Here is a 12,674-nt window from a genome sequence, read left to right as displayed (position 1 = left end):
GTGGCGCGTCACCGGCGCTTCAGCCGATGCGAGTCCCCGCGCCGCCGACCCGGACGCGCGGGTCGCCCGCGCGCAGCGTCACCGTGAGCTCGCCGGGACGGCCCAGGTCCTCGCCCTGGTGCAGGGTGAGGACGGCGTCCTCGGGGACCAGGCCCAGCTCACGGGCGTACGCGCCGAACGCGGCGGCCGCCGCTCCGGTCGCCGGGTCCTCGACGACGCCGCCGACGGGGAACGGGTCACGGACGTGGAAGACGGTGGCCGACTCCCGCCACACCAACTGGACCGTGGTCAGGTCCAGGCGGTGCATCAGGGCTTCGAGGCGCGCGAAGTCGTACGCGAGGTCCGCGAGGCGGGCGCGGGTCGCCGCGGCGAGGACGAGATGGCGGGCTCCGGCGAACGCGATGCGGGGCGGGAAGGCCGGATCGAGATCCCCGGCCGGCCAGCCGAGCGCGGTGAGCGCCTCCGCGAGATCGGCGTCGGCGATCTCCTCGATGTGCGGCTCGACGCTGGTGAGCGTGGCCCGCACCGTCCCGTCCTCCTCGGTGACCTCCACCGGCACGGTGCCGGCAGGTGTGGCGAACACCAGCTCACCGGGGCCGAGCCGCTCGGCGAGCGCGAGGGCGGTCGCAACGGTGGCGTGCCCGCAGAACGGCACCTCGGCCTTGGGGCTGAAGTAACGGATGCCGTAAGCCCGCCCCTGCCGGCCACCGAGGCTTTCCGGGGGTGCGGTCAGGAACGCGGACTCCGAGTACCCGAGCTCGGCGGCGATGGCCAGCATGTCATCGTCGTCCAGGCCGGTGGCGTCCAGCACGACGCCGGCGGGGTTCCCGCCGACGGGGTCACTGGAGAAGGCGGTGTAGCGCAGTACCTCGGGCCGTGGCGCGTTGGTCGTCATGCACGCGGCAACACGGGGCGGTGTCGCGGCTATTCCGGAGGGCACCTCGTGGACCGAGCGGCCATCGGTCACGTGGCGTCGGTCTGGAGGTCGTCGTCCCGGTCGGTCGCCAGTGTGGTCGGCAGCGGCATCCCGTACTTGTCGCACAGGAAGCGGGTCTGGCAGTACCGCTGGGCGTCGGCGGCGACCCTGCCGAGGACCGCGGAGTTCATTCCGGCACCGATGAGGATTCCCACGAACGGCACGACCTTGGCGACGTTTTGAACCGGCACCCTGGAGCCGGTCGGGCCCAGCTGCTGCATCAGCTTCTCAAGGGCGGCCAGGAGACGGTGGTCCTGGCGAAGCTTGTCCGACCACCTTATGCGCCCTTTGATCGCATTCGCAGCGCGTGCGGTGTCCCGCAACGGCTTGGCTTTGGCCGCCTGTGCCATGAAGGACCGCTGTACCAGGCGTTGGATGAACTCCTGCTCCAGGGGATCCTTGGCGTCGTAGCCGTAGGAGTACGCGATGCGCGCGGCTATCGACGTGCTCAGGACCTGGACGACCAGGATGTCCGCTGTCATCGCAGCGGGGATACCGGCGACGGGCACCAGGGCCAGCAGGCCCATGGCGCCGCCTTCGACCGCGCCGGTGGTCCGCCACTTGAGGGTGTTGCGGGTCAGCAGCCGGTCGCAGACCTTGAGGTCCTGCTGCCGCAGTTCGGTGAAACTGTCGATGTCGAGGCCTTGCTTGCGGGCGAGCTCCTCCACGCCCTTCGGGTCGTTGAGATCCATGGCCTTGTCATTGACCAGCTCGAGCAACGCGGCCGCGCCTGCGAGCGCCGGCCGCAGGGCCGTGTCGGCAACCGCGTCACCTGCGCGACGGATAGGCTCCGCGACCGCCTCCGGCACAGCGTCCTTGACCCGTCTCGCCGCGTTTCCCGCGGCCTCACCGGTGCGACCGAGTGCAGTGCTCGCCCAGTTCGGCAGACCACGGCGGTCGCTGCGGCGCTGCCAGTGCTCGTTGAGCGTGTCCCATACCTGCCTCTCGTACTCGCTCATCGGGGTCGCACCATCGACGAGTGGGTCGACGTAAGTGCTCACTGAGGGTCTCCAATTCGACTGCCATCGCCGGGCCCACCACGCCCTGCCAACCGACATGTGGGCGAAGTCCATCGTTCCAGTAACAAGTTCCCAAAGGGGCGGGGATGCGCAAGGAAGGCACTGGGCGGTTGTCCCGTGCCCTTCGGCCGCCGCTCAGTCGCCGAGGGTGAACGCGAGACCGCCCGCGCGCAGTTCGTCCTCGGTCTGTGTCAGACCGCCGCGGTGGGAGACCTCGACCGTGTAGAACTTCGAGCCCGGCGTGATGTCGTCGACCGTGAAGGGGAACTCGCAGCCCAGCTCGGTCTCCTTGCCGAGGCCCAGACTGCCCTTGGCGACGAGGGTTCCGGCGGCGTCGGTGACGCTGACCTGGGTGCCGAAGTCGATGTCGGAGTAGCCGTCCGTTCCGGAACACGGGTCGCCGGAGTCGAGCCCTGAGCCGATTCCGTTGACGGTGAGCGTCCCGTCGGTGCTGAACGTTTCTTCCGCGCTACCGGCCAGCGACAACCCAGCCCAGCAGGCTCCCACCACGGCGGCCCCGATGCCGGCGCCGATTGCCAGGACGGTCCCGCGCGACAGCCGCGACCAGCGGGAGGCGGACGGGACGAGCGAGGTGGGCGGGTGGTCGGGCAGGGCGGGTACCGGTTCGGCAGCCGCGGGGGCCGGCGCCTCGGCCGCCTCATGGACCGTCTCGGGGGCCGTGGCGGGGGCAGGGTTGTGCGCCTGCTGTTCGGGGACGGACATTGCTGGACTTCCTCTCGGTGCGAAAGTCAGGGAGGTGGGACGGAAGGAGTGAGCGGTGGGGGAGGACGGGGCTCAGCCGCGGCTCCGGCCGCGCCGGTACTCGGCGAGCGCCCCGCCCGCCCACAGCGGGACCAGCCGGGGTATCTCGGTCGCCGGAACCATGCCGTTCAGGGAGCGCAGACCGAGCTTGGCCAGGGAGTCGGCGGCCTCGTTGAGCGGGTTGCCGACGTGCGCCTTCTCGTGGACGAATGTCAGGCCGGGCGTGTACTCCGCGTACATCTGCAGCTTGACGAGGCTGGCCTTCCGGCCTCGCGAGCGCAGCCGGGTCTCGTAGCCGTCGGGCATCCGGTCGCCGCCTTTCTGCCACTGGTGCAGGAGGTCGAGGGCGTCGAGGTTGTCGACGCGCACCTCGACGGGCCGGCCAGGATGTGCCGCGAGGACACGTCGCAGGCCCCAGTACACGGCCCGGAGCTCGCTGACGACCACACGGACCCGGGGAGTGGTGAGGTACTGCGGGTAGAGGTGGGCACGCAGTCCGGTCTCACCGGTGGTGGCGAGGTAACCGGTGCCCACCTTGCCGGCGGCGACGGAGGCGTCCGTGGCGACGACGATCGGCGCCCGGTCGACGGCCTTGACCGAGCTGTCGAAGTGCACCTGGTGACGACCCGGAGCGGTGGGGCGGGGTGCGCGGGCGAGCGGAGAGCGACGGCCCATCGGCGGTTTCTCCTGTTCAAACGGGAGGGAAGGGCGGGTGGCGGAGTGAGAGACGGGAAGGAAGGTGGTGGGGCGGCCCGGGACCGAGCCGCCCCACCGAGTCCGCCGCGTCCCCCCCACGAGCGCGGCGGCGTATGCGGGGGCCGGTCAGCCGACCTTGGTCCACTTCTGGCAGCCCTTGCTCTCGAAGTACTCGCCCTTGTTGACCGTCACGCGCCCCTGCCCCTGCAGGTTCTCGTTGGCGATGATCGCGTCGAACTCCCCGGAGGCGTTCTTCGTGCGGGCCCAGTAGCAGTTCTCGATGATGCTGTCCTTGTCGGGCCCGGCGGTCTTGTACGTCCCGGGCTGCATGTCCTCCCCGACGAGGTACTGGCCTTCGCCCTCGACCGTGGTGGCAGGCCCGCGCTTCTTGGCCGGCTTCGGCTTGACGGTGACCTTCGCCGTGACGGTGACCCTCGGCTTCGGCTTGTCGTGGGCAGGGGCCGCGGTCTTGGTGACGGTGACACTCGGGGCGGGAGCGGCGGAGTCGCCCGTACCGTCGGATTCCCCACTGCCGCCGATGCCGGCGCCGACCAGGAGCGCGACGAACGCGGTCGCGCCGTGGGTCAGCCACGCCTTGCGGCGCGACGGCTTCGGTCCCGCGGGCGGGCCGGCGGGGACCTGCCAGCCCCCGGCCGGCGGCACCGGCGGCGCGGCGCTCCAGCCGGGTCCGGCGCCGACGCCGGAGGGCTGCGGGCTGCTGGGCGGCATCGAGGGCGTGTGACTCATGGCGGTGATCCTCCGGTCGGCGTTGCGGCGCTTGGCGACCTCAAGGTGCCCGCCGTCCAGGATCACGTCGCTAGGGACCACTGATAACCCGTATTATCAAGCGGGCTGTGCCACGCTTCCTTGATCAGCTGTAGATTGCTGACGCCTGCCCCACCGAGGGGCGGGCCGCGAAGCGCGGAGGCGGTGAACGCCGGCCTCAGGACGCCAGGGGAGAGGGGGGCACGTCCGTTGACGACGTACACCGCCGTTCCGGCACCCTCACAGACGTCGCCCATCCTGCCCGAAACCCCTGCCTGGCGGATGACGTATGCCGAGATCGCCGCACTCGCGCAGGTCAAGCGCCCGGTGCCCACCACCTGGGCCCGCCGCCACGCCGACTTTCCCGCCCCGGTCACGCAGGAGGACGGGCGTCCCCTGTTCGACGCCCGTGCGGTCGTCGACTGGCTCGCCTCGACCCGCCGCGGCAACACCGACCCCCGTCGGCTCCGCGCCGAGCTGGCCCTGTACACCCTGGCCGCCTGGCGCACCCCGTCCCTGCCGGCGCCCGTCCTGATCGGCGCCCTGACCGCCCTGGTCTGCCTCCATCAGCAGCTCGACGCCCCCGCCGCCGACGGCCGCCCCTGGGACACCACCCTGGAGCGGGCCGCCGAACTCGACCCGGACGACCGCTTCCTCGTCTCCGAGCTGCGAGCCCTTCCCGACCCGGACCGCACAGGCCCGGCCCTCGCCCACCTGGCCGACGAGCTGATCGACGCCGCCTACAACCCCGCCGAGGCCTTCGACTGGATCCTCCAGGCCCGCCACCGCCTCGGCTCCCGCGACCTGGCCGCCGACGAGCCCGTCCCGGCCGTGGTCCGCGCCCTCGCCGCCCTCTCCGGCGTCGACACCCTCGACGAGGGCGCGGTCGTCGCCGTCCCGCACGCCCGCACCGGCGACCTCCTGGCCGCCCTCCACGACCGCGCGGCCGAGGACTCGGGCCACATCCACCTCGCCGCCGACCCCGACCCGGCCCGTGTGCGGCTCGTGCGCCGGCGGATGCTGGTACGCGGGGTGTACGAGTTCCGACTGGACGTCGCCGACGGCGAGGAACTGACCGCCGACGAGTGGGGCTACCCGAACCTCCTCGTCTGCGCCCTGCCCTACGAGGCCGCCGAGACCCGCGACCCCAAGGCCGTCCTGGACCAGGTCGCTGCCCTCACCGACTACCTCGACACCGGCTCCACCGCCGTCGTCCTCGGCCCCGCCGACGTCCTCACCGGCCCGCTCGCCCGGCACGGCGACGCCGACCGGCTGCGCCGCTCCTTCCTGAAGCCCGGCCTGCTGAAGGCCGCGATCAGCCTGCCCGACGGCGCCTACGCCTACCGCCCCGGCTACCGCACGGCCATCTGGGTCCTCGCTCGAGTGCGGGAGGAGCAGCGCACCGGCCTCGTCCTCCTCGCCGACTACTCCTCCCAGCCCCTCAGCGAACCCGTCCTCGACACCCTCGCCGAGGACATCGCCATCTGGCGCGCCTCCGGCTGGACGCCCGACCCGCGTCACGAACCGCGCCAAGCCGCCATCGTCCGCGGCACCGACCTCGACGACGCCCCCGGCGCCGCTCTCACTCCGCAGCACCGCACGCTCGCCTCCCGCCACACCCGCACCGTCGTCGAACGCCCGGCGATCATCGCCGATCTGCAGGGCCACCTGAGCGACCTTCAGGAGCGCGGCCGCACCCGCGAACTCCGGCTGGACGCCCAGGCGGAGCTGCGCCCAGAGGACCAGCCGGTACGCCGCACCACCGTCGACCGGCTCCTGCGCACCCGCCGACTGCGCCGCCGCCCCGGCCACCGCTTCGACCCCGCACACCTCACTTCCGAGGGCCACTACACGGTCCTCACCCCGGAGGAGGTCCTCGGCACGGCCCGCATCGGCGGCCGCCGCATCGATCGCGGTTTACTGCTCACCGCTTACGAGCACGCCCAGTTCACCGAGCCGGGCGACCTCGTGGTCACCGCTCACCCGCGCTTCGGCGTCCACGTCGACACGGAGGGCCTCTCCCTGGTCGCCGCCCCGGCCCGGATCCTGCGCGTCCACCCCGATGCCGACCCGCCGCTGCGGCCCCGGGTGCTGGCCGCGCTGCTGCGCGCGGCGGCGGCCGAGCACGCCCGCGCCGGCGGAGCGGTGCGCGCCTCCCGCAGCATCGAGGACCTCGTCGTCCCCGACCTGAGCCGTGCCGAGGCCGACCGCTACGAGGCCGTCCTCGCCGAGATCGAGTTCCGGGCGGCCCTGCTGCGCGAGCAGACCGCCGCGCTGGACGACCTCGCCCGCGTGATGGCGGCCGGCATGGCCGACGGCACGCTCACCATCCAGCACCTCCCGAACACCGACGTCCACTGAAGGAGACGGTTCACCCGATGCCTCCACGCAAGAAGCCCGCCGACCAGGCGGAGCTGTTCACCGCCTCCACCGCCAAGGAGATCCAGGACATCCTCTGGAAGGCGGCCGACAAGCTGCGCGGCTCCATCGACGCCGCCCAGTACAAGGAGTTCGTCCTCGGCCTGATCTTCCTGAAGTACGTTTCCGACGCCTTCGAGGAGCGCCGCACCGAGCTGGCCAAGGAGCTCGCCGAGGACGGCATCTCCGAGGACCAGATCGGCGACTTCCTGGAGGACCGAGACGAGTACACCGGCGCCCACGTCTTCTGGGTCCCGGAGACCGCCCGTTGGTCCTGGATCGCCGCCAACGCCAAGGCCCAGGGCGTCGGCAAGCTCCTGGACGAGGCGATGGACGCCATCATGCGGGAGAACGCCGCGCTCACCGGCGTCCTCCCCAAGATCTTCAACCAGGACCGCGTCGACCAGAAGCGCCTGGGTGAACTCGTCGACCTCATCAGCGACGCCCGCTTCGGCGGCAGCGAGGACCGGCCGGCGCAGGACCTGCTGGGTGAGGTGTACGAGTACTTCCTCGGCAACTTCGCTCGCGCCGAGGGCAAGCGGGGCGGCGAGTTCTACACGCCGAGCTCCGTCGTCCGCCTGATCGTCGAGATCCTGGAGCCGTACGAGGGGCGGGTGTACGACCCGGCGTGCGGCTCGGGCGGCATGTTCGTGCAGGCGGCCAAGTTCATCGAGGCCCACCGCGGGCGCGGCCACAAGACCGACATCTCCGTCTACGGCCAGGAGCTGAACGAGCGCACCTGGCGCCTGGCCAAGATGAACCTCGCCATCCACGGCATAGACGGCAACCTCGCCGCCCGCTGGGGCGACACCTTCGCCGACGACAAGCACCCGGACCTCAAGGCCGACTTCGTGATGGCCAACCCGCCCTTCAACATCAAGGACTGGGCGAGGGACGAGAGCGACCCGCGCTGGAAGTACGGCGTCCCCCCGAAGAACAACGCCAACTACGCCTGGCTCCAGCACATGATCTCCAAGCTGGGGGAGAAGGGCACGGCGGGCATCGTCCTGGCCAACGGGTCCATGAGCTCCCAGTCCAGCGGTGAGGGCGAGATCAGGCAGGCGCTGGTCGAGGCGGACCTCGTGGCGTGCATGGTCGCGTTGCCGCCCCAACTGTTCCGGACCACTCCGATTCCGGCTTGTCTTTGGTTCCTGTCCAAGGATAAGACCCCCCAGGGCGCACGGCGGCTCGACGACCGGCGCGGCGAGATCCTCTTCATCGACGCCCGTGGCATGGGCGAGATGGTGGATCGGACAGAGCGTTTCTTCACCGAGGCCAACCTCAGACAAATTGCCGATACTTATCACGCGTGGCGCGGAACGGTGTCAGCTCGCGAGGCCGGATTGGCGTATGAGAACGTGCCGGGCTTCTGCTATTCGGCAAATCTGGAGAAGGTACGGGAGTACGGGTACTCCCTGACGCCAGGACGGTATGTAGGGGCCGTTGAGACAGAGGAAGAGGACGCGGAGGCGATCGCGGAGCAGATCAGCACACTGACCGAGGAGTTGTACGGGCTGTTCGGTAAATCGGCTGAGTTGGAGAAGACGGTGCGCGAGCAGTTGGGGAGGGTCAGTGGCTGAGCTGACGCGATTGGGGGATGTTGTCGAACTTGTTACGGGTTTTCCCTTCAAGAGCGCTGAGTTCGTTGGAGCGTCACAAGGGGTGAGACTCTTGCGGGGCGACAACATCGGGCACGGGACTCTTCGCTGGGATAGCGCCAAGCACTGGCCGAAGGAAAACATTGCAGACTTCGAGCATTACGCCCTGCATGATGGCGACACAATCCTCGCCATGGATCGCCCATGGATCTCCTCCGGGTTGAAGTGGGCAGAGGTGCGCGAAACCGACCTTCCGTGCCTACTTGTGCAGCGAGTAGCGCGACTTCGAGCGAGGGAACCACTGGAGCAGCGATTCCTCGCATACGTGATCAGCGGTAAGCCGTTCAGTAACTATGTACAGGGGGTGCAGACAGGAACCGCAGTTCCACATATCAGCTCGGATCAGATCAAGGAGTTTAGCTTCGTCTGCCCATCGAGGGAGGATCAGCGAGCCATATCGGCACTGCTCGGGGCGCTGGATGACAAGATCTCTGTCAATGAGCGAATCGCGGCCATATCTTCCGAACTCTCCCGTGCTTACTATCGGCAGGCGATTGCCTCAGGAACTGAAAATATCCACGTAGGGGACCTTTTTGAGTTCAAGTACGGAAAGGCGCTGCGTGAGCCTGATCGGCGCAACGGCGATGTTCCTGTCTATGGATGTACTGGCCAGGTTGGTTGGCATGATACAAGCCTTTCGTCCGGATCGACGGTGATCGTTGGACGCAAGGGTGCAAATGCCGGATGGGTATCATGGTCGGAAAAATCTTGTTGGATCATCGATACTGCCTTCTATGCGTCGCTGAAGCATGCAGAAATGTCGCCGGAAGTAGCTTTCTTGATCCTTGAGAATGCTGGTCTCCCAAGGCTTGTGGGTGATTCTGCTGTGCCTGGCCTTAATAGAGAAACGGCGCTGCAGTGTGAAATTAACGTTCCAGAGGTAGATGTCCGCCTGGCGCTTGCTGATACGGTGCGACCGCTCTTCAAGCGTGCTACCGCTACCGAAGTTGAGAGCCGCACTCTCGCCACTCTCCGCGACACCCTCCTCCCCCAACTCATGTCCGGCCGCCTCCGCGTCAAGGACGCCGAGAAGATTGTTGAGGACGCCACATGACGGTGACGCACCACGACGGAGACGATCCCGATGACAGAACCCACCGCCGCCCCACCGAAGCAGACTGGGAGCTGCTCGCTCTCGACGAGCTAGCGGAGTTGGACTGGCTGCCGGCCTCCGGTAACGAGTTCGCGCCCGGCTCCGGGCACCGGAAGTCCTGGGACGACCTGATCCTCTACCCGGACCTTCGGGAGGCGATCGAGCGTCTGAACCCAGAGCTGCCCCCGGACGCCGTGCACGAAGCCTTGACGACCGCCGCCACCCCTGGCTCTCAAGACACCTACGAGGAGAACCGGGCCGCCCACCGCCACCTCACCTCTGGCATACGCTCGGTCACCTACACCGACTCCTTCGGCGCCGAGCACAACCCCACGATCCGCCTTGTCGACCTGGCCGATCCGGACGCGAACACCTACCGCGCCCTGAACCAGGTCACGGTGATCGACGGCGACAGAAACCGCCGCTTCGACGTCGTCCTGTACGTCAACGGCCTGCCCCTCGCCGTCGTGGAGCTGAAGCGCGCCGGCGACGAGGACGCGACGCTCCAGACGGCCCACGCCCAGGTGGCGCGGTACGTCGAGGAGTTCCCGACCGCCTTCCGCCACAACGCGATCGTCCTGCTCTCCGACGGCATCACCGCGAAGTACGGCACGCCGTTCACCCCGTACGAGCACTTCGCCCCCTGGAACACGGACGAGTTCGGCGCCCGCGTCGACCCGCTGACCGCGGACGGGTTCGCGGAGTCGGGACAGAACCTGGCGATCCACGGCCTGTTCAACCAGCCCCGCTTCCTCGAACTGGCCCAGTCGTTCGTCAACTTCGTCCCGTCGAAGCGGATGAAGCGGATCGCGAAACCGCACCAGTACCATGCGGTGACCCGCGCCGCCGAGGCTGTCCGTACGGCCGCCGCCAGTGACGGCAAGGCCGGCGTCGTCTGGCACACCCAGGGTTCCGGCAAGTCGGAGGAAATGGTCCTCACCACCACCCTGGTGATGCGGGATCCGGCCCTGCTGAACCCCACCGTGGTGGTCGTCACCGACCGCACGGACCTCGACGACCAGCTCTACTCGACCTTCCAGGAGAGCGAGATCCTCCCGGAGACGCCCAAGCAGGTCGTCACCCGCGCCGAACTCCGAGAGGAGCTCGCGGCGAAGAGGACGGGAGGGATCCTCTTCACCACGCTCCAGAAGTTCGGCAAGACCAAGGAGGAGCGGGAGTCGGGCACCGACCACCCGATGCTCTCCGACCGCCGGAACATCGTCGTGGTCGTCGACGAGGGCCACCGCAGTCATTACGACGACCTCAACGGCCTCGCCCGCCACCTGCGCGACGCGCTCCCGCACGCCACCCTGCTCGCGTTCACCGGCACGCCGATCTCCGAGGCCGACCGCAACACCCGCGAGGTGTTCGGCGACTACATCGACGTGTACGACCTCAAGCGGGCCGCCGACGACGGCGCGACCGTGAAGGTCTACCACGAGAGCCGCGTGATCCAGCTCGTCCTGGACCGCGACGTCGACCCGAACACCATCGACGAAGAGGCCGACCGCATCACCGACGGCCTCGACGACACCGAGCGCCGCCGCGTCGAGCAGGCCGTGGCGACGATGAACGCGATGTACGGCGCGCCGGCCCGGATAAGGGATCTCGCCGCCGACCTGGTGGAGCACTGGGAGGCCCGCCGGGAGCGCATGCAGCCGTTCGTCGGCGCCTCCGAGTCGGGCGGGGCGCCCGGCAAGGCCATGGTGGTGTGCGCTACCCGCGAGATCTGCGTACGCGTCTACGACGCCCTGCGCGAGCTGCGGCCCGAGTGGCACAGCGACGAGTTCGACAAGGGAACGATGAAGATCGTCTTCTCTTCGAACACCCGCAAGGACAGCGACGCGCTGCTCGCTCACGCCCTGACCGACAGCCGCCGCAAGTCGGTCATCAACCGGGCCAAGGACCCCGACGACGAGCTGGAACTGCTCATCGTCAACAACATGCTGCTGACCGGCTTCGACGCCCCGCCGATCCACACCATGTACCTGGACCGGCCGCTCAAGGGCGCCAACCTGATGCAGGCCCTGGCCCGCGTCAACCGCCGTTTTCGCGGCAAGGAGGACGGCCTCCTCGTCGGCTACGCCCCGCTGACGGAGAACCTCCAGAAGGCCATCGCCGAGTACACCGAGGCGGACCAGCGCGACCGCACTCTGGGCCAGGACGTCGAGCGCGCGCTGGACGAGCTGCGCAACGAGTACGACGTCCTCACCGGCACCCTGCGCGGCTTCGCCTGGGAGCCCCTGCTCGACCGCCCCGGCCCCCGCGCGTTCGTCGACGCGGCCCTGAAGACGGCCAACTACCTGCGCGACCCCCGCACCACCGGCAACAACCCCGACCTGCTCGACGACCCGCGCCAGACCCTGGGCCGCCGCTTCCGCGACCACGCCTACCGCCTGGAGCGGTTCTGGGCCCTGGCCGGCAGCTCGAAGGACGTGGGAGACCGCTTCGCCGGCCGGCCCGCGTGGAAGCGGCACATTCAGTTCTTCGCCGAGGTCCGCGCCTACATGGCCAAGCTGGACGCCATGGAGCGGGAGGCACGCGGCCTCCCGGTGGCCCGCGACGTCGAGCTGTACCTCGCCCAGCTCACCTCGTCGGTCGTGGAGACGGGCGGTGTGACGGACCTGTTCGCCGAGGCGGGCCTTGAAACCGCCGACCTGACCCACCTGAACGACGCCCTCGTCGCCCAGCTCCAGAACAGCGACACCCCGCACCTGGCGGCCGAGGCGCTGCGGCGGCTCGTCGAGCGGAAGATGCGCGAGGTCACCCGGCACAACATCGTCCGGCAGACCACGTTCTCCGAGCGCCTCCAGGACCTGATGGTGCGGTACATGCGCCAGCAGTACACCAGCGCCGAACTCATCGCGAAGCTGGTGGAGATGGCCAAGGAGGTCGCTGCCGATGCCCGGCGCGGCGAGAAGTTCGAACCGCCGCTGAACTGGCGTGAGCTCGCCTTCTACGACGCCGTCGCCGACCACGGCACGGCCCGCTCGCTCATGGGCGACGAGGTCCTGGCCGGCATCGCCCGTGAACTCGTCACCGAGGTCCGCCGTCAGCTCAAGCCCGACTGGATCGCCCGCGAGTCCGTCCGCGCCCGCCTGCGCAGCACCATCAAACGCCTCCTGGCCCGCAACAAGTACCCGCCGGACCAGCAGAAAGAGGCCATCGACCTGGTCCTCCGCCAGATGGAGCACTTCGCCAACGAGTGGTCCGTGAACGGGGTGCCGGAGGACTGAAAAGGCCTTCGCCGACGTGAGAGCCCTGCCGTTCGAGAGAATTGACAGGGC

General features: G+C 69.2%; 9 protein-coding genes. 4 read left to right on the top strand and 5 right to left on the bottom strand.

Annotated elements, in window-relative coordinates; genetic code table 11:
- Positions 1–19 precede the first annotated feature (19 nt).
- The 5 genes from TNCT1_RS26850 to TNCT1_RS26830 form a co-directional block, all read right to left on the bottom strand.
- Complete coding sequence (locus TNCT1_RS26850; RefSeq protein WP_143636723.1) at positions 20–895, bottom strand: PhzF family phenazine biosynthesis protein; 876 nt, start codon at positions 893–895, stop codon at positions 20–22.
- A gap of 68 nt (positions 896–963) precedes the next feature.
- On the bottom strand, positions 964–1,935 hold the full coding sequence (locus tag TNCT1_RS26845) for an EcsC family protein (RefSeq protein WP_235902918.1): 972 nt from the start codon (positions 1,933–1,935) through the stop codon (positions 964–966).
- Between the two features lie 195 nt (positions 1,936–2,130).
- Complete coding sequence (locus tag TNCT1_RS26840) at positions 2,131–2,718, bottom strand: hypothetical protein (protein WP_143636719.1); 588 nt, start codon at positions 2,716–2,718, stop codon at positions 2,131–2,133.
- 72 nt (positions 2,719–2,790) lie between these two features.
- Positions 2,791–3,432 carry a hypothetical protein gene (locus TNCT1_RS26835; RefSeq protein ID WP_143636717.1) on the bottom strand — a complete coding sequence of 214 codons (642 nt, stop codon included), beginning with the start codon at positions 3,430–3,432 and terminating at the stop codon, positions 2,791–2,793.
- Between the two features lie 147 nt (positions 3,433–3,579).
- Positions 3,580–4,200, bottom strand: a complete 621-nt coding sequence (locus TNCT1_RS26830; protein WP_235902917.1) for a hypothetical protein — start codon at positions 4,198–4,200, stop codon at positions 3,580–3,582.
- Positions 4,201–4,500: 300 nt separating this feature from the next.
- Between TNCT1_RS26830 and TNCT1_RS26825 the strand changes: the two genes are divergently transcribed.
- From TNCT1_RS26825 to TNCT1_RS26810, 4 genes are read left to right on the top strand one after another with little or no spacing between them, the layout of a single operon-like run.
- Positions 4,501–6,579, top strand: a complete 2,079-nt coding sequence (locus TNCT1_RS26825; protein WP_143636715.1) for a hypothetical protein — start codon at positions 4,501–4,503, stop codon at positions 6,577–6,579.
- 17 nt (positions 6,580–6,596) lie between these two features.
- Positions 6,597–8,216 (top strand): class I SAM-dependent DNA methyltransferase, encoded by a 1,620-nt coding sequence (locus tag TNCT1_RS26820; protein ID WP_143636713.1) that lies wholly within the window; start codon positions 6,597–6,599, stop codon positions 8,214–8,216.
- Positions 8,209–9,348: a restriction endonuclease subunit S gene (locus TNCT1_RS26815; RefSeq protein WP_160160433.1), complete on the top strand. Its 1,140-nt coding sequence runs from the start codon at positions 8,209–8,211 to the stop codon at positions 9,346–9,348. The genes TNCT1_RS26820 and TNCT1_RS26815 overlap by 8 nt, the downstream gene beginning before the upstream one ends.
- Positions 9,345–12,623 (top strand): type I restriction endonuclease subunit R, encoded by a 3,279-nt coding sequence (locus TNCT1_RS26810; RefSeq protein WP_143636709.1) that lies wholly within the window; start codon positions 9,345–9,347, stop codon positions 12,621–12,623. The genes TNCT1_RS26815 and TNCT1_RS26810 overlap by 4 nt, the downstream gene beginning before the upstream one ends.
- Positions 12,624–12,674 lie beyond the last annotated feature (51 nt).

Origin of the sequence: Streptomyces sp. 1-11 (genome assembly GCF_007176755.1) — a bacterium.
Lineage (GTDB): Bacteria > Actinomycetota > Actinomycetes > Streptomycetales > Streptomycetaceae > Streptomyces.
Note: the sequence above shows the minus strand (reverse complement) of the source record. Positions and strands in the feature narration are given on the sequence as shown.